Genomic DNA, 26,289 nt, shown 5'->3' with positions numbered 1-26,289 from the left:
CCTTTTATATATCATTTTCGACATTAACAACTTGTTTACCAAAGTTGTCGCCACTAAATAAATTTCTAAATGCGTGTGGTAAATTTTCAAAACCGTCCATAATAGATGTTTTTGTTTTAATTTTGTTTTCTTCTACCCATTGCGCTAACTGTTTACTTGCTTGTGGAAAGTCATCTGCATAGTTACCTACAATAAATCCTTGCATAAGTGCTTGTGATTTTATGAGTATAGGCTGAATTCTTGGGCCGAATGAAATGTCATTATCATTATAACCTGATATTGCACCACATACAGGTATTCTTGCAAATTGGTTTAAGTGTTTGAACACTTCATCGGCAATTTCGCCACCAACGTTTTCAAAATAAACATCTACACCATCTGGCACGGCTTGAGCAAGATTTTGCGCAAAATTACTATCTTTATAATCTATCGCTTCATCAAAGCTTAATTCATTTTTTATATAAGTCGTTTTTTCTTTGCCACCTGCAATACCAACAACACGTGCGCCTTTTATTTTCGCAATTTGACCCACTACTGAGCCAACTGCACCTGATGCAGCTGATACTACTACTGTCTCATTAGGTTGAGGATTACCTATTTTTAATAATCCGTGATAAGCTGTCTGTCCAGTCATACCTAACACACTTAAATATAAATAAATAGGAATATCGTGATTTGTAACTTTTGTGACTTCTGCACTATTCACCGTCATTTTTTTGCGCCATGGTAAGCGACCAACAACAATATCATCTTCAGTAATATTACTATCTTTACTTTCAATCACTCTAGCAACGATATGACTGACTATCGGTTGATCTAGTTCAAATGGTGCCACATACGACTCAGAATCGTTCATTCTCCCTCTCATATAAGGATCGACCGATATATAAAGAGATTCTACCATGATCTCATTCTCTTGAGGTTTAGCTACTTCAATAGTTTCATATCTAAAAACATCATCACCCGGCATACCTTCAGGTCTTTTAGCAAGCACTACTTGTTCTGATTTCATTTGTATCACTCCTTCATATTTATCATATGTTAAATATTATTCCCTCATTTACAATCAATCAATCAAATCGCTTATTAAATTTACTCGTGTTATGATAAGCGTAAAATTCTGAATAATTAATGGAGCGTTTTAAAAATGAAGTTAAGTATATTAGATTATGTCCCAATATTTGAACATAGAAATGCGACTGATGCTTTAAATCATACTGTACGATTAGCGCAATTAGCTGAGCAATATCATTTTGAGCGTTACTGGGTCGCTGAGCACCATCAAGTCTATTCAGTAGCTTCCAGTGCCCCTGAAATGATTATGATGTCACTATTAGAAAATACAGCTTCGATTAATATTGGGAGCGGCGGCATCATGTTACCGCATTATAGTGCATATAAAGTAGCTGAACAATTTAAAATTTTGGAAGCTCGTCATCCCAACAGAGTTGATTTAGGTATAGGTCGCTCACCGAGTTTTAACAACGTGAATAAAGCGCTCAATGAAGGTAAGATTAAACAAACTGATTATGAAACTCAGTTAGCTGATTTAAGTACTTATTTTAATGATGACAAATCTTCAAATAATAGATTTCAACAATTGTTAGCAACCCCAATTATTGATTCCAAGCCCAATTTATTTTTATTATCGACGAGTGAAGCAAGTGCAAAAATAGCTGCTACCAAAGGTTTACCATTGGTCATAGCGTTAATGGGACAGTCTCAAAATAAAATCGACGCAATGATCGAAACCTATCGTCGTACTTTTTCAGCAAATCATACAACTAAACAACCTTATATTATTGTTGCTACATTTGTTATTAGCGCAGACGATGAAACTACAATTAGCGCCTTAACTAAAGCATTTCATTTGTGGTTACTCAGAATTAATTATTTAGAACAACCACACTTCTATCCCTCACCTAAATTGGTTGAAGAAAGAGGTTTCTCCACAAGGGAGCGAGAAAAAATTGCTAAAAATGAAAATCGAGTAATTGCAGGTTCAATATCTGAAGTTTATAGACAATTAACACATATTCAACGTTTTTATAACGCAGATGAAATTATGGTACTACCTCATGTATATGGCGAAGAACATAGAGAACGATTAATCACACTTTTAGGCACAATGCAGTAATTATACTTTAAATAAAAATTAGCATAAAAAAAGCACTTTTCGATGAACGAAAAGTGCTTTTGTAACGTAATATTATTAACGTTTTGAGAATTGTGGTGAACGACGTGCTTTTTTAAGACCTGGTTTTTTACGTTCTTTCATACGTGGGTCACGAGTAAGTAATCCAGCGCGTTTTAAAGAACCTCTATATTCAGGATCAGCTTCTAACAATGCACGAGAGATTCCGTGACGGATAGCTTGAGCTTGTCCAGTGAAACCTCCACCTTGTACATTTACTAATACATCGTAGTTACCTTTAGTTTCTGTAACGTCGAAAGCTTGGTTAATGTCTAAGATTAATGATTCAAATGGTAAGTATGCACGTACGTCACGTCCATTAACTGTAATGTTACCTTCACCTGGTACCAAACGTACACGTGCTACTGAGTTTTTACGACGGCCTGTGCCTCTATATTCAACTTGTGCCAATGTAATTTCCTCCTTCTAATTAACCACGTAACTCGTAGTTTTCTGGTTGTTGTGCAGCGTGTGGATGTTCAGCGCCACCATATACAAATAATTTTTTACCTTGTTTTTCGCCTAAACGAGTGCTTGGTAACATACCTTTAATTGAAGTTTCAAGTAAACGTTCTGGATTGTTTTCTCTTAACTCACCAGCAGTAACAGATTTGATTCCACCTGGGTGGTTTGAGTGACGGTAATAAACTTTATCTTGAGCTTTATTACCTGTGAATTGGATTTTACCTGCGTTGATGATGATTACATAATCACCTGTGTCAGCGTGTGGTGTATAAGTTACTTTATTCTTACCGCGTAAAATAGCTGCTACTTCTGATGATAGACGACCAAGTGTTTGACCTTCTGCATCGATAACATACCATTTGCGCTCAATGTTTGCTTCATTAGCCATAAATGTTTGACGCATAATTAATGTCCTCCTAGTAAATGAATGGTTCTTTTGTTATTAAATAATTGTTACGATTAAAAGCTTCGATTTCATTTATTTGTTAACTGTTGTTCTACCTGCTTATATATCTTGTAACACAATAAGTTTCCGGGGCTTATCGTGGGGTGATATAAAACAATACCGTTGATAATCGTATAATTTTTATGTCAATTTGTCAATGTAATTTAGTCATTTTGCAATGATTTTTTTCGGTGTATTTTTATATCTTCACCAAAGTCTTGAATAAGCGATTGTTCTGATAAATATATATGTTCTAAATAAAGTCCATCTGCTGCTGCAGTAAACGGCACATTACTACGATCTCGCGCTTCTAATAAACTTGGTACTTCTTCTGGACTACGGTGTCCTTTACCTACTTCGATGAGAAATGCAACGAGTACACGCACCATATTATATAGAAATCCTGAACCTGTTACGACATAATCAAAACCCTCTTCCGTTTGTATAATGTTGCTTTGATAAATTGTACGCACTTTACTGTCAACTTCAGTTTTTTGAGAACAGAAACCAGTGAAATCATGCGAGCCTACAAATTTAGCAGCAGCTTCATTCATGTTGTCATAGTTCAACGTCTCTTTGATATGTGTTCGTAATCCACTTTGAAAAGGATCACGCTCTTGCGCCACATATGCCTTATAGCGATATGATTTACCTACACAGTCATACCGACAATGAAATGATTCATCGACGAAAGAAACTGCTTTAACTAAAATATCATTAGGTAAAGCACTATTCATTGCATACCGCCACTTTTCTGGCGTGATGTTCAACTCTGTATCAAAGTGAAAAAATTGTTCGTATGCGTGTACACCTCTGTCAGTTCTACTTGTTGGGTGAATACGTATTGGTCTTTTGTGCATTCTTTTTAATATACGTTCGAATTGCTGTTGAATCGTTCTTTCGTGTTGTTGGATTTGAAATCCCATAAAATGTGTACCTAGATATGAAATATTTACTAACACACGCATGTTTTACACTCCTAAATTTTTAAGTACAACTAATACTACTGCTATAGGAATAATTAAGAGTACTACAATCGTATCTTTCATCTTCCATTGCAATTCACGGTAACTCGTACGCTCAGTATTGGCATCATAACCTCTAACTTCCATTGCTATAGCTAAATCTTCAGCTCGCTGAAATGCTGAAATAAATAATGGAATCAAGAGGGGTATAAATGCTTTAATTCTATTTATTAAGGTTCCACTGCTAAGTTCAGAACCACGAGATTTTTGAGCTAATATTATTTTATCTAACTCATTCATTAATGTTGGTATAAAACGTAACGCAATTGACATCATCATACTGAGCTGATGCACGGGTATTTTAATCAATTTCAAAGGATATAATAATTTTTCAAATGCATCAGTTAAATCAATGGGACTCGTAGTTAATGTCATAACGGTTGAAATCATCATAATAAACATTAAACGGAGTACGATGTATATACCTTCTAAAATACCATGCGTATCAATTGATAAAAAACCTAATTCAAAGATTCGTACGCCACCTTTCGTAACGAACAAATGCATAATAAATGTGAATATTAAAAAAATCCAAATAGGTGTTAAGCCTTTAATTAAAAACCATGTTTTAATATGAGATAGTTTTACTATTATCATTATAAGAATAAATAACCATAGGTAAGTTGCAAACGAATGTGCAAAGAATATTAAAATAACAAATAAAAACACAAAGATCAACTTAGATCTCGGATCTAAACGATGTATAAGCGTATCAAGCGGTAGGTAACGTCCAATTATAAACTTATCTTTCATTACTTCGCCACTCCTTATACATCTCCACAAACGCTTCTTCTGTTAATGCCACTTTATCGAACTTGAAATGGTACTTTGCTTCGATATCACGTTGCAATTTAACTACCTCGGGAACATCCAACTGATATTTATTAACATATTCATTATCGGCAAAAAATTCCTGTGGTGTTAAAGCACCTGTCAGTTCACCATTATGCATTAATTTGATTTCATCAGCATATTTTGCCACATCGTTCATTTCATGTGTAATCAATATAATTGTTTTATTGTGTTGTTGCTGTAATTCTTTAATTTTGCTCATAATTTGTTTTTTACTTTGTGGATCTAAACCAGCTGTAGGTTCATCTAAAATAATAATGTCTGGATCCATAGCTAATATGGAAGTTAAAGCTATTTTTCTCATTTGCCCCCCAGACATTTGAAATGGAGATAAGGTCATTATCTCTCTTGGAAAGCCGAATTCTAACAACAATTGAAACGCGCTTTTTTTAACTTTTTCAATATCCATACCAAAATTTTTAGGGCCAAATTCGATTTCCTTATCTACACTATCTTCAAATAATTGAGATTCTGGAAATTGAAAGACAATGCCTACTTTTTTACGTATGTCACGTAATAATTTATCTTTGGTTTTATGTTGAATAACGATATCATTAAATAGCATTTTTCCGGTTGTCGGCTTTAATAAACCATTAAAATGTTGTATTAACGTCGACTTTCCAGAACCAGTTTGACCGATCACGGCATAATATTTACCATCATCAAATTGTGTCGTAACGTCTTTCAAAGCGTGGTACTCATATGGTGTACCTTGTTGATAAACATAATTCACTTGATTAAATTCGACCGTCATAACTGACTTACCAACCCTTCATATGAAATATATTTTAAGGGATTACCCAACAGTTGATGAATACGCATTGAAAATGGTAAATCAAGTCCTATTTGGGACAATGCTTCACCTTTATCAAAAACTTGTTGTGGGGTACCTGTGGTAAATATCTCCCCTTTATCTAAGACGATTAAATGATCAGCCTCAGCTGCTTCTGATAAATCATGTGTAATAGAAATAATTGTAACTTCTTTCTCGTGATTTAATTTGCGTACTAGATTAATCAAAGCAGAACGTCCGTATGGATCCAACATTGAAGTAGCTTCATCCAAAATAATAACTTCAGTATTCAATGCTAAGACGCCGGCAATGGCGACGCGTTGTTTTTGACCACCAGACAATGATTGGGGTTCTTTATTTGCCTTATCGAGCATATGAACATCACTCAATGCTTTTGGCACGATGTCATGCATAACCTCGTAAGGTACAGCATGATTTTCTAAACCAAAAGCAACATCAAATTCAACGGTTGAACCAACGAATTGGTTTTCTGGGTTTTGAAAAACAATACCTATGCTTTTACGTAAAACTTGTAAATTAGCGTTATCTATAACTTGATCATTGTAGGTCATGTTTCCTTCGTTAGCCTGTTCAATGCCTACCATTAGTTTAGCAAGTGTTGATTTTCCTGAACCATTATGACCAACAATTGAAGTCCATTTCCCTTTAGGGATAGCAAATGAAACGTCTTTTAAAGCATAAGGTTCATCACTTTTATATTTAAACGACACGTGATTAAATTTTATAATTTGATCGTTAGTTTGCATTTCATTGCCCCCCTATTATTGCCCCTATTAATGTATACTTTTCCATTTTACATGATTTTAATATTTATGTATATCCTACATTAACAATGCGTCACTTTAAAGATAGTCAAATAAAAAAAGCCATAGCTTTAACTATAGCTTAAATAAAAAAGCGCGCACCCCACCAGATTATTTGAGTTCACGCTTTAAAATAGTATTTGATTGATGGGGCACTCTGAGCTAGACAATATTTGTATGTGGCAAACATTATCGTTGCACTCATTTGCTTTATACATAGTAGTACGTATATTTATTTTAAAATTATACTAATTCGATAATTACTGATTCAGCACCGTCACCACGACGAGGACCTGCTTTAAGGATACGAGTATATCCGCCTTGACGTTCAGTATAACGTTCTGCAATCTCACCGAATAATTTTTGAAGAGCAGTTTGTGTAGATTCATCTTCGTTTAAAATCTCAACATTACGTAATGTTTTAGCTGCATTACGACGAGAAGCTAAATCGCCTTTTTTACCTAAAGTAATTAATTTTTCTACGATACTACGCACTTCTTTAGCACGCGCGTCAGTAGTTTCAATACGTTCACTAACGATAAGTGATGTAGCTAAGTCACGTAACATTGCTTTACGTTGATCAGAAGTACGACCTAATTTTCTGTAACCCATGAGTTAACCTCCTTTATATTAGTCTTCTTTTCTTAAGCCTAAACCTAAGTCTTCAAGTTTATATTTAACTTCTTCAAGTGATTTACGACCTAAATTACGCACTTTCATCATGTCTGCTTCAGATTTGTCAGCTAATTCTTGAACAGAATTAATGCCTGCACGTTTTAAACAGTTGTATGAACGAACAGATAAATCGAGTTCTTCAATAGACATTTCAAGTACTTTTTCTTTTTGATCTTCTTCTTTTTCAATCATGATTTCAGCGTTTTGTGCTTCGTCAGTCAATCCAACAAAGATATTTAAGTGTTCAGTTAAAATTTTTGCTGCTAATGAAACTGATTCTTGTGGCGTAATAGAACCATTAGTCCACACATCTAGTGTTAATTTGTCAAAATCACTACTTTGACCTACGCGTGTGTTTTCTACTGTGTAGTTAACACGTTCTACAGGTGAATATAGTGAATCAACAGGAATTACTCCAATTGGTAAATCACTAGTGTTATTTTGTTCTGCTAATGCGTAACCTCTACCCTTGTTTGCAACAAGACGGATTTTTAAATGTCCACCTTTAGAAACAGTCGCCAATTTCAGTTCTGGATTTAAAATCTCAACATCACTATCATGAGTAATGTCACTTGCAGTTACTTCGCCTTCATCCTTAACATCGATTTCTAACGTTTTATCTTCTTCTGAATAGATTTTTAATGCTAGTTTTTTAACGTTCATAATGATTGTAGAAACGTCTTCAACTACATTGTCTATTGCAGAGAACTCGTGAAGTACACCTTCGATTTCGATATATTTAACGGCTGCGCCTGGCAATGAAGATAGTAGGATACGACGTAAGGAGTTTCCTAGTGTAGTACCATAGCCACGTTCTAGTGGTTCAACAACGAACTTACCGAATTTAGCATCTTCACTAATTTCTATTGTTTCAATTCTAGGTTTTTCGATTTCTATCATTTACAAATATCCTCCTTGACTACGTCGACTAGATTTGTACTGTATTTCTCAGTGACCTGTGACAATAACAATAAAATTATACGCGACGACGTTTTGGTGGACGACAACCATTATGTGGTACTGGAGTAACGTCACGGATTGCTGTTACTTCTAAACCAGCTGATTGTAAAGCACGGATAGCTGATTCACGACCAGGACCTGGGCCTTTAACTGTACATTCTACAGATTTTAAACCATGTTCCATAGCTGTTTTTGATGCTGTTTCAGCTGCCATTTGTGCTGCGAATGGTGTAGATTTTTTTGAACCTTTAAAACCTAATGCACCTGCTGATGACCAAGATAATGCATTACCAAATTCGTCAGTAATTGTTACGATTGTATTATTGAATGTTGAACGGATATGAGCTACTCCATTTTCAATATTCTTTTTCACTCTACGTTTACGAGATACTTGTTTACGTGCCATTTAAATTTTGCCTCCTTTACCTATTATTTTTTCTTATTAGCTACAGTTTTAACTGGGCCTTTACGAGTACGAGCATTGTTTTTAGTTTTTTGTCCGCGTACTGGTAAACCACGACGATGACGGATTCCACGATATGATGAAATTTCCATTAAACGTTTGATGTTTAAGTTTTGTTCACGACGTAAGTCACCTTCAACTTTATAACTGTCTACTACTTCACGGATACGACCTAATTCGTCATCTGTTAAATCTTTAACGCGAGTTTCAGCTGAAACGTTAGCTTCTTCTACGATTTTTTGAGCTGTCGTAGTACCGATACCGTATACGTATGTTAATGAAATAACGATGCGTTTTTCACGTGGAATATCCACTCCTGCTATACGTGCCATATTTATTTACACCTCTCTTTTATTAACCTTGTTTTTGTTTGTGTTTAGGATTGTCACAAATTACCATAACTTTACCTTTACGTTTAATGACTTTACATTTTTCGCAAATTGGTTTTACTGATGGTCTTACTTTCATTTTTATACCTCCCTATATTATGGAGTGACGATTATTTATAACGATAAGTGATTCTTCCGCGAGTTAAATCATACGGAGACATTTCTACTGTTACTTTGTCGCCAGGTAGAATACGAATATAATTCATTCTGATTTTACCACTAACGTGTGCCAAAATCTCATGACCATTTTCTAATTCTACTTTAAACATAGCATTTGGTAAAGTATCTAATACAGTACCTTCTAATTCTATTACATCTTGTTTAGCCATTTATTAACTTCCCCCTTTTTACTATAGTTGGTTATCGTCATCTATCAACTGTAACCATACGTGTCTATCAGTGCGTGTTAATAAGTCAACAAAAATAAAAGAATTACTTACGCTATACGTCACTCTTATATTATTTTATTTTTTCAATACGTAAATACTTACTCAAATAAGATGACTGCAATACATAGACCGTATAAAGTTAATATTATTTCAATTCATCTAAGATAGAAATAACGTCTTCTGTGACTTTGTTGATATCTTTTGAACCATCAATGTTTTGCAATACGCCTTTTTCATCATAAAAAGATAAAATAGGTTTTGATTGTTTAACATTAACGTCTAAACGATTAGCAACTGTTTCAGGGTTATCATCTTCACGTTGATATAACTTTTCACCATCAAGATCGCAAATGCCATCTTCTTTAGGTGGGTTAAAGACTAGATGATATGTTGTTCCGCATTTAGGACAGATACGACGACCTGTTAAGCGGTTCATTAATTCTTCTTCAGGAACCTCAATATTGATAACAGCATCAATGTCTCTGTCTAATTGTTTCATGATGTCATTTAATGCTTCTGCTTGATCAATAGTACGAGGGAAGCCATCTAATAAGAATCCTTTTTTTGCATCGTCTTCAGAAATTCTTTCTTTAACGATACCCACAGTAACTTCATCAGGAACTAATTCTCCACGATCCATGTACGATTTAGCTTCTTTACCTAAATCTGTCTCTTCTTTAATCGCTTTTCTGAACATGTCACCAGTAGATATGTGTGGAATTGGGAATTTCTTTACAATTTCACTCGCTTGAGTTCCTTTACCTGCGCCAGGTAAACCCATTAAAATGATATTCATAAAAGTGCCCTCCTACAATTTATCTACCACCAAAGCCTCTATATTCCTTCTGGCTCACTTGAGCTTCAAGACTCTTCATCGTTTCAATAGCTACACCAATTACGATTAGTAAACTTGTACCACCAACTTGAATTGACTGGGGTAAATCCATAAATTTAGTCGCAATTATCGGCAAAATAGCAATTACAGCTAAGAAGATTGATCCAACGAATGTTAATCGATAGAGTACTCTAGTAATATATTTTTTTGTTTGTTCTCCAGGTCTGATTCCCGGAACGTAACTGCCTTGCTTCTTAAGATTTTCAGCCATTTTTTCTGGGTTAACTTGAACAAAAGCATAGAAATATGCGAATGCAATAATTAATACTACATACACAATCATTCCGATATTATTTGATGGGTTAGCCACATCTGATACTTTTTGTGCCCAAGCAGCATCAGGGAAAAATAATGTTAACGTTCTAGGTAATAAAAAGAATGCCATTGAAAAGATAACAGGAATAACCCCTGCTGAGTTAACTTTTAATGGTAAATATGTCGCTTGAGAACCTAGACGTTGTGCTGATTGTTTCTTTGCATATTGAATTGGTATTTTACGAATTGCTTGTAATACGTAAATAGCCCCAATCGTTAGTAATATCATTCCGATAACTATTCCAATTACTTTAAGCCATGCTAAAGTGACATCGTCTTGGCCAACAAATGCTTGTTGGTAAAATTGGATAAGTGATGACGGAAGCGTAGATAGAATACCTGCAAAGATAATAATTGAAATTCCATTACCAACACCAAATTGTGTTATTTGCTCACCTAACCAAATTAGGAATGCTGTGCCTGATGTTAAGACAACGGCAATTAACAAATAACTAAAGATTGATTGATCCATGATCAATTGACCTTTTAGGTAGTTGTTAAACTGGAAAGCCATACCAATGGATTGAATGAAGGCAAGAATAATAGCGAAATAACGTGTGAAATTATTTAGCTTCTTCCTACCCGATTCACCTTGTTTTGCCCATTCTGTAAACTTAGGAACAATATCCATTTGCAATAACTGCATTACGATAGATGCAGTAATGTAAGGCATTATTCCCATTGCAAAGATTGAAAAGTTCTTCAAGGCTCCACCACCAAATGTATTTAACAAATCAGTGACACCTTGAGAACCTTGATTACTGTCAAAGGCAGCTGGATTTACGCCAGGTGCTGGAATATAAGTACCTATCTTGAAAATAACTAACATTGCGAGTGTAAAAAAGATCTTGTTACGAACTTCTTTTGTTTGAAAGAAGCTCACAAGCGTTTGAATCATTAGATCACCTCGTGTGCTCCACCTTTTGCATCAATAGCGTCTGCTGCAGAAGCAGAGAATTTATGAGCTTTTACTGTTAATTTTTTCTCTAGTGAACCGTTACCTAATACTTTAATACCAGATTTTTCACTTTTAACTACACCGGATTCTACTAATAAAGCTGGAGTTACTTCAGTACCTTCTTCAAATTTATTAAGTTGGTCTAAGTTAACAATAGCATATTCTTTACGGTTAATGTTAGTGAAACCACGTTTTGGTAAACGACGGAATAAAGGTAATTGACCACCTTCAAATCCTGGTCTTACCTTACCACCTGAACGTGCTTTTTGACCTTTTTGTCCACGTCCACTTGTTTTACCGTTACCTGTAGCCGCACCACGTCCAACGCGATTACGTTCTTTACGTGAACCTTCTGCTGGTTTTAACTCATGTAATTTCATTTCGGCACCTCCTTAATTATTTTTCTTCTATAGTCAATAAGTGACTTACTTTGTTGATTTGCCCACGGATTGCAGGGTTATCTTCAACAACTACTGAAGAATTAGTTTTTTTCAAACCTAAAGCTTCAACAGTTTTACGTTGTGTTTCAGGACGACCAATAACACTACGAGTGAGGGTAATTTGTAATTTAGCCATAACTCTTTCCCTCCTTAATTGTATAATTCTTCGACTGATTTGCCACGTAATTTCGCAACTTCTTCAGCATTTTTAAGATTTTTTAATCCATTAATAGTTGCACGAACCATATTGATTGGAGTATTAGATCCTAATGATTTACTTAAAATATCAGTGATTCCAGCTAATTCTAGGACAGCACGAACTGGTCCACCTGCAATAACACCTGTACCAGGTGCAGCTGGTTTCATGAATACGCTACCTGAACTGAAGCGTCCAGTGATCGTATGAGGCGTAGTACCTTCAACACGTGGAACTACAACTAAATCTTTTTTCGCTGCTTCTACAGCTTTTTTGATTGCTTCTGGAACTTCTTGTGCTTTACCAGTACCAAAGCCAACGCGACCGTTCTTATCTCCTACTACTACTAAAGCAGTGAAACGGAAACGACGTCCACCTTTAACAACTTTTGCAACACGGTTGATTGTAACAACGCGTTCTTCAAATTCTTTAGTTTCTTCTTCTCTACGAGCCATGTAATTTGTCCCTCCTTTAAATTAAAATTCTAAACCGTTTTCGCGAGCTGCTTCAGCTAACGCTTTAATACGACCATGATATAAGTAACCTCCACGGTCAAATACGATAGCAGTTACGCCTTTATCGCTTGCTTTTTTAGCGATTGATTCGCCTACTTTAGCAGATAAGTCAACTTTTGTAGTTGATTCACTTGCGATATCTTTGTCTTGAGTTGAGGCTTGAGCTAAAGTTACACCTTTAACGTCATCGATAATTTGAGCATAGATGTGCTTGTTTGAACGATAAACGTTTAAACGTGGTTTTTCAGCTGTGCCAGATAATTTAGTACGAACACGCGCATGTCTTTTTAAACGTACTTTGTTTTTATCAATTTTGCTGATCATTGCAATACTCCTTTCTATAGAAAGTTATTTATTATTTACCAGTTTTACCTTCTTTACGGCGAACGTATTCACCTTGGTAACGAATTCCTTTACCTTTATAAGGTTCTGGAGGTCTAGTTGAACGGATGTTAGAAGCAATAGCTCCCACTTGTTCTTTAGATACACCTGAAACAGTTACAGTTGTATTTTTCTCAACAGCGAAAGTAATACCGTCTTCAGCTTTAATTTCAACTGGGTGAGAATAACCAACGTTAAGTACTAAGTCGTTACCTTGCATTTGAGCACGGTAACCCACACCAACAAGTTCAAGCGTTTTTTGGAAACCTTGAGAAACACCAAGAATCATATTATTGATTAAAGCACGAGTTGTACCATGTACTGTTCTATCATCTTTAGAATCAGAAGGTCTTACAACTTCTAATGTGTTTTCGTCTTGTTTATATGTCATTCTTTCATTTAATGTTTTTGATAATTCACCTTTAGGACCGTTAACAGTAACTGTATTGCCATCAATACTTACTGTTACGTCACTTGGAATGTCAATAATTTTTTTACCAACACGACTCATGTTATCGCACCTCCTTATTTATTATTACCAAACGTAAGCTAAGATTTCTCCACCAATGTTACGTTTTCTAGCTTCTTTGTCAGTGATTACACCTTCAGAAGTTGAAACTAAAGCAATACCTAATCCGTTAAGTACTTTTGGTACTTCGTTAGCTTTAGCATATACACGTAAACCTGGTTTAGAGATACGTTTTAATCCAGTGATAACACGTTCATTGTTTTGACCATATTTAAGGAATAAACGAATAACACCTTGTTTATCGTCTTCTACAAATTCAACGTTTTTAACGAAACCTTCACTTTTTAAGATTTCGGCAATTTCTTTTTTAATATTAGATGCAGGGAATTCTAATTTATCGTGACGAACCATGTTAGCGTTTCTTACACGAGTTAGCATGTCTGCAATTGGATCTGATAATGTCATTGATTGTTGCCTCCTTTCATCCTCTTTTTATTACCAGCTAGCTTTACGAACGCCAGGGATTTGGCCTTTATAAGCTAATTCACGGAAACAAATACGGCATAATTTGAATTTACGATATACAGAATGTGGACGACCACAACGTTCACAACGAGTATATTCACGTACTTGGAACTTTTGTTTTTTTTGTTGCTTAGCAACCATTGAACTTTTAGCCACTTAATTAGCCTCCTTTTAGAGATTATTTTTGAAATGGCATACCGAATTGTGTTAACAATTCACGAGCTTCCTCGTCAGTGTTAGCAGTAGTAACGATAACGATATCCATTCCGCGTACTTTTGATACTTTATCATAGTCAATTTCTGGGAAAATTAATTGTTCTTTAACACCTAAAGTGTAGTTACCTCTTCCATCGAATGCTGATTTTGAAACACCACGGAAGTCACGTACACGAGGTAAAGATACAGCGATTAATTTGTCTAAGAAATCATACATTCTTTCGCCGCGTAATGTAACTTTAGCTCCGATAGGCATACCTTCACGTAAACGGAAAGTAGCAACAGATTTTTTAGCTTTTGTAACTAATGGTTTTTGACCAGTGATTAATTCTAACTCTTCTACAGCGTTATCTAACACTTTAGAGTTTTGAACTGCGTCACCTACACCCATATTTACAACAATTTTTTCAATTTTTGGTACTTCCATTACTGAACTATAATTAAATTTCTTAACTAAGCTTTCAGTAACTTCAGAGTTGAATTTTTCTTTTAAACGGTTCAAAGTGGATCCTCCTTTCAACTAGTTATTAATTATTAGATTTGATTTCTTCGCCAGATTTTTTAGCGATACGAACTTTTTTGCCATCTTCGAATTTATATCCAACACGTGTTGGTTCATTCGTTTTAGGGTCTAATAATTGTACGTTAGAAACATGGATTGCTGCCTCTGTTTCTAAGATTCCACCTTCAGGATTAAATTGAGTTGGTTTTTGGTGTTTTTTAATTACGTTAACACCTTCCACAACGACACGGTCTTTTTTAGGTTCAGTAGAAACAACTTTACCTTCTTTACCTTTGTCTTTACCTGCGATAACTTTTACGTTGTCACCTTTTTTGATATGCATGCGTGGCACCTCCTTAAGCTTTTTATTAAATAATTATTAAAGTACTTCTGGAGCTAGTGATACGATTTTCATGAAGTTCCCTTCACGTAATTCACGAGCAACAGGACCGAAAATACGAGTACCACGTGGGCCTTTGTCGTCACGAATGATTACACATGCATTTTCATCAAATTTAATGTATGAACCGTCATTACGACGTACACCTGATTTAGTACGTACTACAACAGCTTTTACTACTTCGCCTTTTTTAACAACGCCACCTGGTGTTGCATTTTTAACAGTAGCAACAATAACGTCACCGATATTAGCTGTTTTACGACCAGATCCACCTAATACTTTGATTGTAAGAACTTCACGAGCACCAGAGTTATCTGCTACCTTTAGACGTGTTTCTTGTTGGATCATGAGTTAAACCTCCTTTATCTATATTGTGTATTATATGATTACTGATTCTTCAACAATTTCAACTAAACGGAAACGTTTAGAAGCTGATAAAGGACGAGTTTCTTGAATCTTAACGATGTCCCCTAACTTAGCTGAGTTGTTTTCATCATGAGTTTTGTATTTTTTAGAGTATTTTACTCGTTTACCGTACAATTTGTGTGTTTTGTATGTTTCAACAAGTACAGTTACAGTTTTGTCCATTTTATCTGAAACGACTCTACCTACATAAACTTTACGATCATTTCTTTCGCTCACTTTTGTAACCTCCTCTTTCAATTAATTATTGATTCGCTTTACCTTGTTCAATTTCTCTTTCACGAGCAACAGTTTTTAGACGTGCAATCGTTTTTCTTACTGTGCGAATACGTGCAGTTTCCTCTAATTGACCTGTAGCTAACTGAAAGCGTAGGTTAAAAAGCTCTTCTTTTGAAGATTTGATTTGTTCTTCTATTTCTGAAGTGGTTAAGTCTCTAATTTCCTTAGCTTTCATTTGTTTCACCACCCAATTCTTCACGTTTTACAAACTTAGTTTTTACAGGAAGTTTGTGACTTGCTAAACGTAATGCTTCACGCGCAACTTCTTCGTTAACGCCTGCGATTTCAAATAAAATTCTACCTGGTTTTGCTACTGCAACCCAGCCTTCAACAGCACCTTTACCAGCACCCATACGTACTTCTAAAGGTTTTTTAGTATATGGTGTATGTGGGAAGATTTTAATCCAAACTTTCCCGCCACGTTTCATGTAACGTGTCATAGCAATACGAGCTGATTCGATTTGACGAGAAGTGATCCAAGACGTTGTAGTTGCTTGTAAACCATACTCACCAAATGTTACATAATTACCGCCTTTAGAACGACCAGTTGTTTTAGGACGATGTTGACGACGATATTTTACACGTTTTGGTAGTAACATTATTATTTTCCTCCTTCACTAGTGTTCTTAGTAGTAGGAAGAACTTCTCCACGATAGATCCATACTTTGACACCTAATTTACCGTAAGTAGTGTCAGCTTCTGCGTGTGCGTAACCAATGTCAGCACGTAATGTATGAAGTGGAACAGTTCCTTCTGAATATTGTTCAGCACGAGCGATGTCTGCTCCGCCTAAACGACCAGATACTTGTGTTTTGATACCTTTAGCACCAAGTTTCATAGCTCTAGTAATAGCTTGTTTTTGTACACGACGGAATGAAGCACGGTTTTCTAATTGACGTGCGATGTTTTCAGCTACTAATTTAGCATCCAAATCAACCTTTTTGATTTCAATTACGTTAATGTGTACTTTTTTGTCTGTTAATGTGTTTAATTTATTACGAAGTTTTTCAATTTCTGAACCGCCTTTACCAATGACCATACCTGGCTTACCAGTATGAATAGCGATGTTGATACGGTTAGCAGCACGTTCAATATCAACGTGAGAAACTGATGCTTCTTTTAATGCGTTATCAATAAATTTACGGATTTTTAAGTCTTCATGTAATAGTGAAGCGAAGTCTTTTTCTGCGTACCATTTAGCTTCCCAGTCACGGATTACTCCGACACGAAGTCCGATTGGATTAATTTTTTGACCCACAGTATTCCCTCCTTAAATAATGTATTAAGCTTCTTTAGCTTCTTCTTTGCCGTCACTTACGACGATAGTAATGTGGCTTGTACGTTTGTTGATCGCACTTGCACGACCTTGTGCACGTGGACGGAAACGTTTTAATGTTGGTCCTTCATTAGCATAAGCTTCTTTAACAACTAATTCATCTGTATTCATGTCATAGTTATGTTCAGCATTTGCTAAAGCGGACATTAATAATTTTTCAACAACCGGTGATGAAGCTTTGTTAGTCAATTTTAAAATAGCAATAGCTTCTCCAGCGTTTTTACCTCTAATTAGATCTAATACTAATCTAACTTTACGAGGTGCGATTCTTATTGTTCTAGCAACCGCTTTTGCTTCCATTCGGATTTCCTCCTCTACTTGTTAGAAATTATCTTCTTGTTTTTTTGTCGTCTGCAGCGTGTCCTTTGAATGTACGAGTTGGAGCGAATTCACCTAATTTGTGACCAACCATATCTTCTGTAACGAATACAGGTACATGTTTACGTCCATCGTATACTGCGAAAGTGTGACCGATGAAGTTAGGGAAAATAGTTGAACGACGTGACCAAGTTTTAATTACTTGTTTTTTTTCGCTTTCGCCTTGAGCTTCGACTTTTTTCATTAAATGATCATCGACGAAAGGTCCTTTTTTAATACTACGAGCCATAGTGGCGCCTCCCTTCTTATTTAGTGCGTGCAGCGGTTAAGCCGCACACTCCAATAAGTTGTTGTTATTATTTTTTCTTCTTACGTCCACGTACGATAAGTTTATCAGATGATTTCTTACCACGACGTGTTTTCTTACCAAGCGTAGGTTTACCCCAAGGTGACATTGGAGATGGTCTACCGATAGGAGCACGTCCTTCACCACCACCGTGTGGGTGATCGTTAGGGTTCATTACAGAACCACGAACAGTTGGGCGAATACCTTTCCATCTTGAACGACCAGCTTTACCAATGTTTACAAGTTCATGTTGGATGTTACCAACTTGACCAATAGTTGCGCGGCAAGTTGAAAGAATCATACGTACTTCACCAGATCTTAATCTGATTAAAACATATTTTCCTTCTTTACCAAGTACTTGAGCACTTGCACCTGCTGAACGAGCAAGTTGTCCACCTTTACCAGGTTTTAATTCGATATTGTGGATCACTGTACCTACTGGGATGAATTGAAGTGGTAATGAGTTACCTACTTTAATATCCGCATTGTCACCACTCTCTAATACTTGTCCTACTTGTAAGTTTTTAGGAGCAATGATGTAGCGTTTTTCACCATCAGCGTAAACTAATAATGCAATGTTTGCTGAACGGTTTGGATCATATTGAATTGAATCAACTTTAGCAGTGATTCCATCTTTATTACGTTTAAAATCAATAACACGGTATTGACGTTTGTGTCCTCCACCATGGTGGCGAACTGTCAATTTACCTTGGTTGTTACGTCCCGCTTTTTTCGGTAGCGGTTGTAATAATGACTTTTCAGGTGTAGTTTTCGTGATTTCAGCGAAATCTAACGTAGTCATATTACGACGACCATTAGTAATTGGCTTGTATTTTTTAAGAGCCATTGTCGCTTACCTCCTTATTGGTAATTTATTTTAGTTGAATAGATCGATTGATCCTTCTTTTAATTTAACAATTGCTACGCGTCTTTTGTTTGTATAGCCTTGGTAACGGCCCATACGTTTTTTCTTTGGTTTGTAGTTGATGATGTTTACATTATCAACTTTTACATCAAAGATTTCTTCGACAGCAATTTTAACTTGTGTTTTGTTAGCACGAGTATCTACGTCGAATGTATATTTATCTTCAGCCATTGCAGCTGATGATTTTTCAGTGATTACGGGGCGCTTAAGAACGTCTCTTGCTTCCATTATCCGAGCACCTCCTCAACTTTTTTAGCAGCTGATTCTGTGATTACTACACTGTCAGCACTTGTTATGTCTAATACGTTTAACCCTTGAGCTGTAGAAACTTGAACGCCAGGGATGTTACGAGCTGATAATTCAACGTTAACATCTTCTGAGTCTGTTACTACTAATACTTTTTTAGGTTGTTTTAAGTTAGAAAGCGCAGTTTTAAATTCTTTAGTTTTAGGGGCGTCTAATTGGAACGCATCTACAACTGTTAAAGCACTTTCTTGTACTTTGTAAGATAATGCTGAACGTAAAGCTAAACGACGCATTTTCTTAGGCATTTTGTAAGCATAACTTCTAGGTGTTGGTCCGAATACGATACCACCACCGCGCCATTGTGGCGCACGAATTGTACCTTGACGCGCACGTCCTGTACCTTTTTGTCTCCATGGTTTACGTCCACCACCACGTACTGCTGAACGATTCTTAACAGCATGAGTACCTTGGCGTAATGAAGCACGTTGTAAAGTGATTGCTTCAAATAGAACGTCTGTGTTTGGTTCGATTGCAAAAACTGCATCATTTAATTCAACTGAACCTGATTTAGTTCCGTCTACTTTTAATACATCATAATTAGCCATTATGCTTTTCCTCCTTTCGTTATTTATTATTTATTACCTTTTTTAATTGAAGTTGAAATTTCTAATAAGCCTTTTTTAGGTCCAGGCACATTACCTTTTACTAAAATCACATTATTATCAGCATCTACTTGAACGACTTCTAAGTTTTGTACTGTTACAGTATTACCACCCATACGTCCTGGCATTTTTTGTCCTTTGAATACTCTTGACGCATCTGAAGCCATACCTACAGAACCTGGCGCTCTATGGAAATGAGAGCCGTGAGCCATTGGTCCACGTGCTTGTCCATGGCGTTTAATTGCGCCTTGGAAACCTTTACCTTTTGATACGCCTGTAACATCAATGATGTCACCAGTTTCAAATTTATCAACTGAGACTTCTTGACCTACTTCGTATTCATCAACGTTAACGTTTCTGAATTCACGAATGAAGCGCTTAGGTGCTGTGTCAGCTTTTTTAGCATGACCTTCAGCTGGTTTGCTTGCATATTTGTTTGTTTTACTATTTTTCTTGTAAGCTTTTTTGTCTTCAAAACCTACTTGAATTGCGTTGTATCCATCAACTTCTTCAGTTTTCTTTTGTAATACAACATTTTGACCTGCTTCTACTACTGTTACTGGGATTAATTCACCGTTCTCACCGAACACTTGTGTCATCCCGATTTTTCTTCCTAAGATTCCTTTGGTCATCGAAAGTCCACCTCCTAATTTTTTCTATTATAATTTAATTTCGATGTCTACACCAGATGGTAAGTTTAAGCCCATTAGAGCATCAACTGTTTTTGGTGTTGGGTTAACAATGTCAATCAAACGTTTATGAGTACGTTGTTCGAATTGTTCACGAGAATCTTTGTACTTATGTACAGCACGGATAATCGTGTAAACTGATTTTTCAGTTGGTAATGGAATCGGTCCAGAAACATCTGCTCCAGAACGTTTCGCAGTTTCAACTATTTTCTCAGCTGATTGATCGATTACTCTGTGATCATAAGCTTTTAATCTGATTCTGATTTTTTGTTTTGCCATAATTTTCCCTCCTTATTCGTCTACATTTAAGTGATAGACTTCTCCACGAAAACTATCTTACACAACGCCATGGCAAAGCGGCCGGGTGTGTCAGTAACCTTTCGCTTCATCGCATTTCCTTAAAGTCCAACATTAGATATGTTACACGAAAAGCACTGATTTATCAAGCTTTTCTATAAAACTTTTCACTTTTTGTCTAACACATACTTTGCAATTGTACTTGAAATCCTGTTATTCTTCAACCGTTTTTAAGAAATTACTTAAATAGTAACCTTTAAAGTTTTATTTGACTTTCAAATTAATATTAATATATTTTCATTTCATATATAATAGTAATTGTTAGGTGGTGAATATTAGAATGAAATCAAGTATTAGAAATATATTGATTGTATTAACTATCGTTTTATTACTAAGTGAATTATTTTACGGTATTCCCTTCCTTGGTGGAAGTTTTATATTAGGTTTGAGCTGGCAACCATTATTTGTAAATATGTTTTTATATTTAATTATGTTAATTATTTTAATAGTAGATAAACAAAACGCAATCAAACCAATGGCAGTAATTCCATTGTTCGGTATTATCGGATCGATTATTGCTTTTATACCATTTATCGGTATGGTAGCGCATTGGATTCTTTTCTTCCTATTATTATTCTTTCTTCTTATTGTCTGGTCGGCGCCAATTTATGTTCCTAATAAAAATGCACGTGTAATTTATACAGAAGATAGACATAATAAAAACTAATTTTTATATTATATGGAAAATAAATACCCGTTAACGCAAACAATTTTTGCGTTAACGGGTTTCTTTTTTAACCATGAACAAATATAAAGTAAAGAATAAACAGTACCATTAAACCATACATCATTGGATGTACTTCTTTATGTCTTTTCGAGATCAGCATTGTTATTGGATAGAATACAAATCCACATGCTATACCTGTAGCAATTGAGTATGATAAAGGCATCATAATAATCGTTATAAACGCCGGTACTGCTACTTCGAATTTTTTCCATTCAATTTCTGCAAAGTTGGCAGCCATTAATACACCAACTACTACTAATGCTGGTGTTGTTACGGCACTCGTTACAATTTCGATTAATGGACTAAAGAAAATCGCAAGTAAGAAACAGAAACCAGTAATGATACTAGCAAATCCAGTTCTAGCACCCACAGCCACACCTGCTGTTGATTCAATATAAGATGTTGTAGTCGTAGTACCGAATATAGCGCCTACAATTGTTGCCAATGAATCTGAGAATAATGCTCTACCTGCACGCGGTAATTTATTATCCTTCATAATTCCTGCTTGTGTAGCAACCGCAACAAGCGTTCCTGCCGTATCAAAGAAATCAATAAATAAGAAAGTTAAAATAACAATTAAAAATTGTACTGTAAATAATTGTCCCGGATCTTTAAATGCATCAAATGCCGCACCAAAGGTAGGAGAAATGCTAGGGATTTTCCCTACAATGCCAGATGGTGTATGTATTAGACCAGTACACATGCCTAAGATTGAAGTTAAAATCATACCGATAAAAATCGCACCAGGCACTTTCTTAACATACATCACAACGGTGATGATAATACCAAATATAGTAAGTAATACTGTTCCGTCAGTAATATGACCTAACGTTACTAACGTTGATTTATTTTTAACGATAACACCTGAACTTTGAAGTCCAACAAACGTAATAAATAATCCGATACCAGCCGATACTGCCATTTTCATTTGATGAGGTATGGCGTTAATAATCGTCTCCCGTAATCCAGTCATTGTTAAAATAGCAAAGAATATGCCAGAAAAGAGTACGCCAGTTAAACCTATTTGCCAAGGTATGCCCATTGTTAACACGACAGTGAAAGCGAAAAAGGCATTTAATCCCATTCCTGGGGCCAGGGCAATCGGATACCTTGCAATTAACCCCATAAATAACGAACCAACAAAAGCAGCTAACGCTGTGGCAACAAAAATTGCGCCTTGGTCCATTTTCATACTTGCTGTAGCACCGTTAACCCCTGCCAAACTTAACACTTGTGGATTGACGGCTAAAATATAAGCCATAGATAAAAATGTAGTTAACCCACCTAATATCTCTTTTTTGAAGCTAGTGTTATGTTCCTTGAACTTAAAGTATTTTTTCACAGTTAAGTCTCCCTTTTATTAAAATACCTTAATATTTTAATATCCAGCGCCGTAAAACACAATAGTAAATCCGAACTTTTATAACAAATACTTCTTTTAAGTTCGATAAAAGTTAAAATTTCAGCCCTTTCAGCGCATCTTGGAATGGGTTATTTTCAAGTCCCTCGTCTTTATTTAAGTATTTTTTCATATCTTTTTTGGAAACTTTGTCATTCTTTTTAGTTTTGTGACGTTTATCCATTTGTGCCTGACTCTCTGTGTGACCACAAACACATCTATATGTTGCATCTTTTCCAGTGCCGAAACGAGTCATTTTTTTATGACACTTAGGGCAACGCGCATTCGTTTTAGATTGAACATTTTTTTTAGTTTTGCAATTGGGGTCCTGGCATACAAGCATAGAACCGTTTTTCGTATTAACTTTTAACATAAATTTGCCACAAGTAGGACATTCGGTTGCTGTGAGATTATCATGTTTATATTTTTGTTCACTGTCTTTGATAGTAGATATAATTTTTTTAGTAAATGAGTTAATTTCTTCCATAAATTTACGCGCATCGTATTTACCTTGCTCAATCATCATTAATTTATCTTCCCACTCTGCGGTTAATAATGGCGATGTAAGTTGTTCAGGAGCTAAGTCTAATAATTGCTTTCCTTTATTAGTTACTTTAATTTTGCCGTCTTTAGATTCAATCGCATTAATATTGAACAATTTTTCTATAATGTCTGCTCGCGTTGCAACTGTCCCTATACCACCTGCTTCTTTCAACGTTTTACTATGTTTATGATCATTAAATTTGAAAAACTTTTGCGGACTTTCCATAGCTTTTAATAATGAACCTTCATTGAAGTATGAAGGTGGTGTTGTTTCATGTTCATTAACATTTACTTTATTTACTTTTATATTAGCCCCTTGTTGCCACTTAGAATCTAATGTGAATGTTTGATCTTCATTATTAAATAATGCTTTAAATCCTAATTTTGTTGAAATTTTATCTTTGTAAACAAATTTATAATCGTTGATAGATAATGCTAATTCAATCGCTTCATATTCATGTGGTGGCATTAAATTTGCTAAAAACCTTTGTGCTATCATCATATAAATCTTTTGTTCTTTTGGCGATAATGCTTCCATGTCTGGTCTCACTTCAGTTGGAATAATAGCATGATGATCTGAAACTTTATTATTATTTATAAAACTATCGTTCACACTATAATTATAACCCATTTGAGCTTTAGCATAAGCTTTGTAATCAGTTGCCATTAAAGCTTTCAATCTATCTTTAATGGTAGTCACCATATCTTCAGTTAAATAATTCGCGTCTGTACGTGGGTAAGTAACTAATTTATGTCGTTCGTATAAATGTTGCAAAGTATTAAGCGTTTCTTTAGGCCCATACTTAAATCTTTTATAAGCTTCTTGTTGTAAATCCGTTAAATTAAATAACTTAGGTGGAAAAGCTTTCTTTCTTTTTCTATTTATCGAATTCACCTCAACATTTAGACCCTTAATGTCTGTTGCTATTTTTTCATAAACCTCTCTATTTGTTGATTGTTGTGGTGTTATACACTGACATGACAATCCATCAACATTAATATTTAAAGTATAATACGTCTCTGGGGTGAAATTATTTATTTCTGTTTGTCTCATTTCTACTAATTTAATTGTTGGTGTTTGTACGCGTCCCAAAGATAATTGCGCATCATATTTTGTAGTCAAAGCTCTTGTTGCATTAATGCCAACAACCCAATCCGCTTCACTTCTTGCTAAAGCAGCTTTGTATAGTTGATTAAATTGACGCCCGTCTTTTAACTTTTTAAATCCCTCGACAATCGCTCTTTTCGTCACAGAACTAATCCATAATCTTTGTATTGGTTTTTTATTATGTACTTTATCTAAGATTAATCGAGCAACGAGTTCCCCTTCTCTACCTGCATCGGTAGCAATTATAATATTTTGAACTTCATCTTTTTGAAGTAGCCTTTGTACCGTTTGAAATTGTTTCTTTGTTTTATTGATAACTACCGTTTTCATTTTATTTGGAATGATAGGTAAATCATCCAATTTCCATTCTTTATAGTTTTTATCATATTGTTCTGGAGTAGCATTCGTTACTAAATGTCCTAGCGCCCATGTTACAATATAGTTATTATTTTCAAAATAGCCATTGCGTGATGTAGTAATATTTAAAGCTTTAGCAATATCTTTGCCTACTGAGGGTTTCTCAGCTAATATTAAAGATTTCATAATTACGCCCTTTCAAATGTTTAATATCGTTATTGTAACATGTATCAAACACATCTTAACTTCCATTTACGACAAAAAATACATATAATTAAACTAAATACTGGTAACTGTTTTAAATAACAAGGAGGTATTTCATGACTATAGTTAATGTTAATGATATAGATCAAATAAAGTCTTTTATAGAATCTGCAAATTATGAAATGGCATCTTATTTATATAAACTTCCTCAAGCACATAAACAATTTGATGCATTTCTTAAAGACGTTATTGACCATCCAGGCGTTTATGCAATACAAAATGACAAAGCGCAATTAACAATGATGTTACTGGCTTTCCCATACGAAACAAACAAGTATAAAGTCATAGGCCCATTAATTAACCCTAATGTACAATATACAATTGAAGATTTTGATTATTTATTTCAAGCGATGACTAACGATCAACCTGATAGTGCTAACTTCAACTTTTCTTTTGAAAAAGTACAACAATACTTTTACTCACCTATGAAAACGATAGGTGCATCTTATAATTTTACCGATTATTATTTAGAAACTGATACCGACGTCGGGGAAATCGGCCCTACACAAAATATTACCGAATATCACCCAGCGTATTTTCGCTCATTTAATAAATTACATAAAAGTACGTTTACACATAATGCTATGACGGGTAGCGAAATCATTGATTCCTTACAAGAAAATAATCATTTATTTATGTTTATGTCAGAAGGTTTGTTAAAAGGGTACGTTTACTTACAAATATTTGAAAATCAACAAACGGCCGAGATTAAATATTTTGCGTCTCACGCCGATTATCGTTTTAAAGGTATAGCTTTTGAATTATTAAAGTATGTACTACACTTTGCCTTCCAAAACTATGACGTAAAAAAAATATACTTCAAAATACGTAGTAAAAATAACAAACTTGTAACACGTTTTAATGAACTTGGCTTTCATGTTAATCATGAATTTAAAAAATATAAGTATGTCAAAGCCTATTTATAGCAATTACTATATTAATAATAAAAGCATTGTTCCTTGATTACGGAATGGTGCTTTTACTTTATTTATCTCGCCATTAACACTCCATAATTGCACTACGA

General features: G+C 35.1%; 41 protein-coding genes. 3 read left to right on the top strand and 38 right to left on the bottom strand.

Translation table 11 applies throughout. The features are described from left to right. Window positions 1-4: 4 nt before the first annotated feature. On the bottom strand, window positions 5-1,012 hold the full coding sequence (locus RPL90_RS09695; protein ID WP_313548431.1) for an NADP-dependent oxidoreductase: 1,008 nt from the start codon (window positions 1,010-1,012) through the stop codon (window positions 5-7). Between the two features lie 135 nt (window positions 1,013-1,147). On the opposite strand from RPL90_RS09695, the gene RPL90_RS09690 reads away from it, so the two are divergent. Continuing rightward, a complete protein-coding gene (locus RPL90_RS09690) occupies window positions 1,148-2,137 on the top strand; it encodes an LLM class flavin-dependent oxidoreductase (RefSeq protein WP_313548428.1) in 990 nt (329 codons plus the stop codon). A gap of 75 nt (window positions 2,138-2,212) precedes the next feature. On the opposite strand, the gene rpsI is transcribed toward RPL90_RS09690, so the two are convergent. The 35 genes from rpsI to rpsJ all read right to left on the bottom strand — a co-directional run bounded on the left by rpsI (window position 2,213) and on the right by rpsJ (window position 20,789). After that, on the bottom strand, window positions 2,213-2,605 hold the full coding sequence (gene rpsI, locus RPL90_RS09685; RefSeq protein ID WP_048792945.1) for a 30S ribosomal protein S9: 393 nt from the start codon (window positions 2,603-2,605) through the stop codon (window positions 2,213-2,215). A 19-nt stretch (window positions 2,606-2,624) separates the two neighbouring features. Next, window positions 2,625-3,062, bottom strand: coding sequence for a 50S ribosomal protein L13 (gene rplM / locus RPL90_RS09680; protein WP_048792946.1), 438 nt, complete (start codon window positions 3,060-3,062; stop codon window positions 2,625-2,627). Window positions 3,063-3,268: 206 nt separating this feature from the next. Further along, window positions 3,269-4,072, bottom strand: coding sequence for a tRNA pseudouridine(38-40) synthase TruA (truA, locus tag RPL90_RS09675; protein ID WP_313548419.1), 804 nt, complete (start codon window positions 4,070-4,072; stop codon window positions 3,269-3,271). 3 nt (window positions 4,073-4,075) lie between these two features. Continuing rightward, window positions 4,076-4,882, bottom strand: coding sequence for an energy-coupling factor transporter transmembrane component T family protein (locus tag RPL90_RS09670; RefSeq protein ID WP_313548413.1), 807 nt, complete (start codon window positions 4,880-4,882; stop codon window positions 4,076-4,078). Beyond that, window positions 4,872-5,735, bottom strand: a complete 864-nt coding sequence (locus tag RPL90_RS09665; RefSeq protein WP_313548409.1) for an energy-coupling factor transporter ATPase — start codon at window positions 5,733-5,735, stop codon at window positions 4,872-4,874. Before RPL90_RS09665 ends, RPL90_RS09670 begins: the two co-directional genes overlap by 11 nt. Then, the gene (locus tag RPL90_RS09660; protein ID WP_313548404.1) at window positions 5,732-6,541 is read right to left on the bottom strand and encodes an energy-coupling factor transporter ATPase; all 810 of its coding nucleotides are present in this window, start codon (window positions 6,539-6,541) and stop codon (window positions 5,732-5,734) included. Before RPL90_RS09660 ends, RPL90_RS09665 begins: the two co-directional genes overlap by 4 nt. A gap of 300 nt (window positions 6,542-6,841) precedes the next feature. Continuing rightward, window positions 6,842-7,210, bottom strand: a complete 369-nt coding sequence (gene rplQ, locus RPL90_RS09655) for a 50S ribosomal protein L17 (RefSeq protein WP_048792951.1) — start codon at window positions 7,208-7,210, stop codon at window positions 6,842-6,844. Window positions 7,211-7,228: 18 nt separating this feature from the next. Then, window positions 7,229-8,173 (bottom strand): DNA-directed RNA polymerase subunit alpha, encoded by a 945-nt coding sequence (locus RPL90_RS09650; protein ID WP_048792952.1) that lies wholly within the window; start codon window positions 8,171-8,173, stop codon window positions 7,229-7,231. A 76-nt stretch (window positions 8,174-8,249) separates the two neighbouring features. Beyond that, window positions 8,250-8,639, bottom strand: coding sequence for a 30S ribosomal protein S11 (rpsK, locus tag RPL90_RS09645; RefSeq protein ID WP_048792953.1), 390 nt, complete (start codon window positions 8,637-8,639; stop codon window positions 8,250-8,252). A gap of 23 nt (window positions 8,640-8,662) precedes the next feature. Continuing rightward, complete coding sequence (gene rpsM / locus RPL90_RS09640; protein ID WP_061853473.1) at window positions 8,663-9,028, bottom strand: 30S ribosomal protein S13; 366 nt, start codon at window positions 9,026-9,028, stop codon at window positions 8,663-8,665. Between the two features lie 22 nt (window positions 9,029-9,050). Beyond that, window positions 9,051-9,164 carry a 50S ribosomal protein L36 gene (gene rpmJ / locus RPL90_RS09635; RefSeq protein ID WP_048792955.1) on the bottom strand — a complete coding sequence of 38 codons (114 nt, stop codon included), beginning with the start codon at window positions 9,162-9,164 and terminating at the stop codon, window positions 9,051-9,053. A gap of 31 nt (window positions 9,165-9,195) precedes the next feature. Then, entirely contained in the window at window positions 9,196-9,414 is a 219-nt protein-coding gene (gene infA, locus RPL90_RS09630) for a translation initiation factor IF-1 (protein ID WP_001118443.1), read from the bottom strand. A gap of 205 nt (window positions 9,415-9,619) precedes the next feature. Continuing rightward, on the bottom strand, window positions 9,620-10,270 hold the full coding sequence (locus tag RPL90_RS09625; RefSeq protein WP_313548382.1) for an adenylate kinase: 651 nt from the start codon (window positions 10,268-10,270) through the stop codon (window positions 9,620-9,622). Between the two features lie 19 nt (window positions 10,271-10,289). After that, window positions 10,290-11,582, bottom strand: a complete 1,293-nt coding sequence (gene secY, locus RPL90_RS09620; RefSeq protein ID WP_313548379.1) for a preprotein translocase subunit SecY — start codon at window positions 11,580-11,582, stop codon at window positions 10,290-10,292. After that, complete coding sequence (gene rplO / locus RPL90_RS09615) at window positions 11,582-12,022, bottom strand: 50S ribosomal protein L15 (RefSeq protein WP_048792958.1); 441 nt, start codon at window positions 12,020-12,022, stop codon at window positions 11,582-11,584. The genes secY and rplO overlap by 1 nt, the downstream gene beginning before the upstream one ends. 16 nt (window positions 12,023-12,038) lie before the next feature. Next, window positions 12,039-12,218 (bottom strand): 50S ribosomal protein L30, encoded by a 180-nt coding sequence (rpmD, locus tag RPL90_RS09610; RefSeq protein WP_195720212.1) that lies wholly within the window; start codon window positions 12,216-12,218, stop codon window positions 12,039-12,041. A gap of 14 nt (window positions 12,219-12,232) precedes the next feature. Next, window positions 12,233-12,733 (bottom strand): 30S ribosomal protein S5, encoded by a 501-nt coding sequence (rpsE, locus tag RPL90_RS09605; RefSeq protein ID WP_048792959.1) that lies wholly within the window; start codon window positions 12,731-12,733, stop codon window positions 12,233-12,235. A 21-nt stretch (window positions 12,734-12,754) separates the two neighbouring features. Continuing rightward, on the bottom strand, window positions 12,755-13,117 hold the full coding sequence (gene rplR / locus RPL90_RS09600) for a 50S ribosomal protein L18 (protein ID WP_313548373.1): 363 nt from the start codon (window positions 13,115-13,117) through the stop codon (window positions 12,755-12,757). 31 nt (window positions 13,118-13,148) lie between these two features. Beyond that, a complete protein-coding gene (gene rplF / locus RPL90_RS09595; RefSeq protein WP_313548368.1) occupies window positions 13,149-13,685 on the bottom strand; it encodes a 50S ribosomal protein L6 in 537 nt (178 codons plus the stop codon). 24 nt (window positions 13,686-13,709) lie between these two features. Next, complete coding sequence (gene rpsH / locus RPL90_RS09590) at window positions 13,710-14,108, bottom strand: 30S ribosomal protein S8 (protein WP_195720208.1); 399 nt, start codon at window positions 14,106-14,108, stop codon at window positions 13,710-13,712. Between the two features lie 30 nt (window positions 14,109-14,138). Further along, window positions 14,139-14,324 (bottom strand): type Z 30S ribosomal protein S14, encoded by a 186-nt coding sequence (locus tag RPL90_RS09585; protein ID WP_046208421.1) that lies wholly within the window; start codon window positions 14,322-14,324, stop codon window positions 14,139-14,141. A 22-nt stretch (window positions 14,325-14,346) separates the two neighbouring features. Further along, window positions 14,347-14,886, bottom strand: coding sequence for a 50S ribosomal protein L5 (gene rplE / locus RPL90_RS09580; protein ID WP_313548355.1), 540 nt, complete (start codon window positions 14,884-14,886; stop codon window positions 14,347-14,349). A 25-nt stretch (window positions 14,887-14,911) separates the two neighbouring features. Further along, on the bottom strand, window positions 14,912-15,229 hold the full coding sequence (gene rplX, locus RPL90_RS09575; RefSeq protein ID WP_048792964.1) for a 50S ribosomal protein L24: 318 nt from the start codon (window positions 15,227-15,229) through the stop codon (window positions 14,912-14,914). Between the two features lie 36 nt (window positions 15,230-15,265). After that, the gene (gene rplN, locus RPL90_RS09570; protein ID WP_048792965.1) at window positions 15,266-15,634 is read right to left on the bottom strand and encodes a 50S ribosomal protein L14; all 369 of its coding nucleotides are present in this window, start codon (window positions 15,632-15,634) and stop codon (window positions 15,266-15,268) included. A gap of 30 nt (window positions 15,635-15,664) precedes the next feature. Continuing rightward, entirely contained in the window at window positions 15,665-15,928 is a 264-nt protein-coding gene (rpsQ, locus tag RPL90_RS09565) for a 30S ribosomal protein S17 (RefSeq protein ID WP_002509268.1), read from the bottom strand. Window positions 15,929-15,953: 25 nt separating this feature from the next. Then, the gene (gene rpmC / locus RPL90_RS09560; protein WP_002482620.1) at window positions 15,954-16,163 is read right to left on the bottom strand and encodes a 50S ribosomal protein L29; all 210 of its coding nucleotides are present in this window, start codon (window positions 16,161-16,163) and stop codon (window positions 15,954-15,956) included. Next, window positions 16,153-16,587 (bottom strand): 50S ribosomal protein L16, encoded by a 435-nt coding sequence (gene rplP, locus RPL90_RS09555; RefSeq protein ID WP_048792966.1) that lies wholly within the window; start codon window positions 16,585-16,587, stop codon window positions 16,153-16,155. The genes rpmC and rplP overlap by 11 nt, the downstream gene beginning before the upstream one ends. 2 nt (window positions 16,588-16,589) lie before the next feature. Beyond that, complete coding sequence (gene rpsC, locus RPL90_RS09550; protein ID WP_061853479.1) at window positions 16,590-17,246, bottom strand: 30S ribosomal protein S3; 657 nt, start codon at window positions 17,244-17,246, stop codon at window positions 16,590-16,592. Between the two features lie 24 nt (window positions 17,247-17,270). Further along, entirely contained in the window at window positions 17,271-17,624 is a 354-nt protein-coding gene (gene rplV / locus RPL90_RS09545) for a 50S ribosomal protein L22 (RefSeq protein WP_048792968.1), read from the bottom strand. A 28-nt stretch (window positions 17,625-17,652) separates the two neighbouring features. Beyond that, window positions 17,653-17,931 carry a 30S ribosomal protein S19 gene (gene rpsS, locus RPL90_RS09540; RefSeq protein ID WP_048792969.1) on the bottom strand — a complete coding sequence of 93 codons (279 nt, stop codon included), beginning with the start codon at window positions 17,929-17,931 and terminating at the stop codon, window positions 17,653-17,655. A gap of 67 nt (window positions 17,932-17,998) precedes the next feature. Further along, on the bottom strand, window positions 17,999-18,835 hold the full coding sequence (gene rplB, locus RPL90_RS09535; RefSeq protein ID WP_313548341.1) for a 50S ribosomal protein L2: 837 nt from the start codon (window positions 18,833-18,835) through the stop codon (window positions 17,999-18,001). 30 nt (window positions 18,836-18,865) lie between these two features. After that, window positions 18,866-19,141: a 50S ribosomal protein L23 gene (gene rplW / locus RPL90_RS09530; protein WP_002482614.1), complete on the bottom strand. Its 276-nt coding sequence runs from the start codon at window positions 19,139-19,141 to the stop codon at window positions 18,866-18,868. Next, complete coding sequence (rplD, locus tag RPL90_RS09525; protein ID WP_195716514.1) at window positions 19,141-19,764, bottom strand: 50S ribosomal protein L4; 624 nt, start codon at window positions 19,762-19,764, stop codon at window positions 19,141-19,143. Before rplD ends, rplW begins: the two co-directional genes overlap by 1 nt. A gap of 26 nt (window positions 19,765-19,790) precedes the next feature. After that, window positions 19,791-20,453, bottom strand: coding sequence for a 50S ribosomal protein L3 (rplC, locus tag RPL90_RS09520; protein WP_061853482.1), 663 nt, complete (start codon window positions 20,451-20,453; stop codon window positions 19,791-19,793). A 27-nt stretch (window positions 20,454-20,480) separates the two neighbouring features. Further along, a complete protein-coding gene (rpsJ, locus tag RPL90_RS09515; RefSeq protein ID WP_001118667.1) occupies window positions 20,481-20,789 on the bottom strand; it encodes a 30S ribosomal protein S10 in 309 nt (102 codons plus the stop codon). Between the two features lie 358 nt (window positions 20,790-21,147). Between rpsJ and RPL90_RS09510 the strand changes: the two genes are divergently transcribed. Next, window positions 21,148-21,534 carry a hypothetical protein gene (locus RPL90_RS09510; protein WP_313548316.1) on the top strand — a complete coding sequence of 129 codons (387 nt, stop codon included), beginning with the start codon at window positions 21,148-21,150 and terminating at the stop codon, window positions 21,532-21,534. 67 nt (window positions 21,535-21,601) lie between these two features. Here the strand turns inward: RPL90_RS09510 and RPL90_RS09505 are convergent, their stop codons facing one another. Beyond that, the gene (locus RPL90_RS09505; RefSeq protein WP_313548311.1) at window positions 21,602-22,936 is read right to left on the bottom strand and encodes an NCS2 family permease; all 1,335 of its coding nucleotides are present in this window, start codon (window positions 22,934-22,936) and stop codon (window positions 21,602-21,604) included. A gap of 112 nt (window positions 22,937-23,048) precedes the next feature. After that, a complete protein-coding gene (locus RPL90_RS09500; RefSeq protein ID WP_313548306.1) occupies window positions 23,049-25,187 on the bottom strand; it encodes a DNA topoisomerase III in 2,139 nt (712 codons plus the stop codon). 134 nt (window positions 25,188-25,321) lie between these two features. Between RPL90_RS09500 and RPL90_RS09495 the strand changes: the two genes are divergently transcribed. Beyond that, window positions 25,322-26,191, top strand: a complete 870-nt coding sequence (locus RPL90_RS09495; RefSeq protein WP_313548301.1) for a GNAT family N-acetyltransferase — start codon at window positions 25,322-25,324, stop codon at window positions 26,189-26,191. Window positions 26,192-26,289 lie beyond the last annotated feature (98 nt).

The organism is Staphylococcus kloosii (genome assembly GCF_032139365.1).
Classification (GTDB): Bacteria; Bacillota; Bacilli; order Staphylococcales; family Staphylococcaceae; genus Staphylococcus; species Staphylococcus kloosii_A.
This window is presented reverse-complemented; position numbering and strand designations above follow the sequence as displayed.

Excerpts from the sequence above, each read along its gene's own strand:
- rpsH (WP_195720208.1), bottom strand. The coding sequence starts at position 14,108 with ATGACATTATCAGATCCAATTGCAGACATGCTAACTCGTGTAAGAAAC.
- RPL90_RS09650 (WP_048792952.1), bottom strand. The coding sequence starts at position 8,173 with ATGATAGAAATCGAAAAACCTAGAATTGAAACAATAGAAATTAGTGAA.
- RPL90_RS09495 (WP_313548301.1), top strand. The coding sequence starts at position 25,322 with ATGACTATAGTTAATGTTAATGATATAGATCAAATAAAGTCTTTTATA.
- rpsS (WP_048792969.1), bottom strand. The coding sequence starts at position 17,931 with ATGGCTCGTAGTATTAAAAAAGGACCTTTCGTCGATGATCATTTAATG.
- rpsJ (WP_001118667.1), bottom strand. The coding sequence starts at position 20,789 with ATGGCAAAACAAAAAATCAGAATCAGATTAAAAGCTTATGATCACAGA.
- rplW (WP_002482614.1), bottom strand. The coding sequence starts at position 19,141 with ATGGAAGCAAGAGACGTTCTTAAGCGCCCCGTAATCACTGAAAAATCA.
- RPL90_RS09695 (WP_313548431.1), bottom strand. The coding sequence starts at position 1,012 with ATGAAATCAGAACAAGTAGTGCTTGCTAAAAGACCTGAAGGTATGCCG.
- rplN (WP_048792965.1), bottom strand. The coding sequence starts at position 15,634 with ATGATCCAACAAGAAACACGTCTAAAGGTAGCAGATAACTCTGGTGCT.
- rpsK (WP_048792953.1), bottom strand. The coding sequence starts at position 8,639 with ATGGCACGTAAACAAGTATCTCGTAAACGTAGAGTGAAAAAGAATATT.
- rplP (WP_048792966.1), bottom strand. The coding sequence starts at position 16,587 with ATGTTACTACCAAAACGTGTAAAATATCGTCGTCAACATCGTCCTAAA.
- RPL90_RS09625 (WP_313548382.1), bottom strand. The coding sequence starts at position 10,270 with ATGAATATCATTTTAATGGGTTTACCTGGCGCAGGTAAAGGAACTCAA.
- rplC (WP_061853482.1), bottom strand. The coding sequence starts at position 20,453 with ATGACCAAAGGAATCTTAGGAAGAAAAATCGGGATGACACAAGTGTTC.
- RPL90_RS09500 (WP_313548306.1), bottom strand. The coding sequence starts at position 25,187 with ATGAAATCTTTAATATTAGCTGAGAAACCCTCAGTAGGCAAAGATATT.
- rpmC (WP_002482620.1), bottom strand. The coding sequence starts at position 16,163 with ATGAAAGCTAAGGAAATTAGAGACTTAACCACTTCAGAAATAGAAGAA.
- RPL90_RS09660 (WP_313548404.1), bottom strand. The coding sequence starts at position 6,541 with ATGCAAACTAACGATCAAATTATAAAATTTAATCACGTGTCGTTTAAA.
- rplB (WP_313548341.1), bottom strand. The coding sequence starts at position 18,835 with ATGGCTCTTAAAAAATACAAGCCAATTACTAATGGTCGTCGTAATATG.
- rplR (WP_313548373.1), bottom strand. The coding sequence starts at position 13,117 with ATGATCAGCAAAATTGATAAAAACAAAGTACGTTTAAAAAGACATGCG.
- truA (WP_313548419.1), bottom strand. The coding sequence starts at position 4,072 with ATGCGTGTGTTAGTAAATATTTCATATCTAGGTACACATTTTATGGGA.
- secY (WP_313548379.1), bottom strand. The coding sequence starts at position 11,582 with ATGATTCAAACGCTTGTGAGCTTCTTTCAAACAAAAGAAGTTCGTAAC.
- RPL90_RS09690 (WP_313548428.1), top strand. The coding sequence starts at position 1,148 with ATGAAGTTAAGTATATTAGATTATGTCCCAATATTTGAACATAGAAAT.
- rplQ (WP_048792951.1), bottom strand. The coding sequence starts at position 7,210 with ATGGGTTACAGAAAATTAGGTCGTACTTCTGATCAACGTAAAGCAATG.
- rpmD (WP_195720212.1), bottom strand. The coding sequence starts at position 12,218 with ATGGCTAAATTACAAATTACCCTCACTCGTAGTGTTATTGGTCGTCCT.
- rplX (WP_048792964.1), bottom strand. The coding sequence starts at position 15,229 with ATGCATATCAAAAAAGGTGACAACGTAAAAGTTATCGCAGGTAAAGAC.
- rpsM (WP_061853473.1), bottom strand. The coding sequence starts at position 9,028 with ATGGCACGTATAGCAGGAGTGGATATTCCACGTGAAAAACGCATCGTT.
- rplD (WP_195716514.1), bottom strand. The coding sequence starts at position 19,764 with ATGGCTAATTATGATGTATTAAAAGTAGACGGAACTAAATCAGGTTCA.
- rplV (WP_048792968.1), bottom strand. The coding sequence starts at position 17,624 with ATGGAAGCAAAAGCGGTTGCTAGAACAATAAGAATCGCACCTCGTAAA.
- rpsE (WP_048792959.1), bottom strand. The coding sequence starts at position 12,733 with ATGGCTCGTAGAGAAGAAGAAACTAAAGAATTTGAAGAACGCGTTGTT.
- RPL90_RS09670 (WP_313548413.1), bottom strand. The coding sequence starts at position 4,882 with ATGAAAGATAAGTTTATAATTGGACGTTACCTACCGCTTGATACGCTT.
- rplM (WP_048792946.1), bottom strand. The coding sequence starts at position 3,062 with ATGCGTCAAACATTTATGGCTAATGAAGCAAACATTGAGCGCAAATGG.
- RPL90_RS09510 (WP_313548316.1), top strand. The coding sequence starts at position 21,148 with ATGAAATCAAGTATTAGAAATATATTGATTGTATTAACTATCGTTTTA.
- RPL90_RS09665 (WP_313548409.1), bottom strand. The coding sequence starts at position 5,735 with ATGACGGTCGAATTTAATCAAGTGAATTATGTTTATCAACAAGGTACA.
- rplF (WP_313548368.1), bottom strand. The coding sequence starts at position 13,685 with ATGAGTCGTGTTGGTAAAAAAATTATTGACATTCCAAGTGACGTAACA.
- infA (WP_001118443.1), bottom strand. The coding sequence starts at position 9,414 with ATGGCTAAACAAGATGTAATAGAATTAGAAGGTACTGTATTAGATACT.
- rplO (WP_048792958.1), bottom strand. The coding sequence starts at position 12,022 with ATGAAATTACATGAGTTAAAACCAGCAGAAGGTTCACGTAAAGAACGT.
- rpmJ (WP_048792955.1), bottom strand. The coding sequence starts at position 9,164 with ATGAAAGTAAGACCATCAGTAAAACCAATTTGCGAAAAATGTAAAGTC.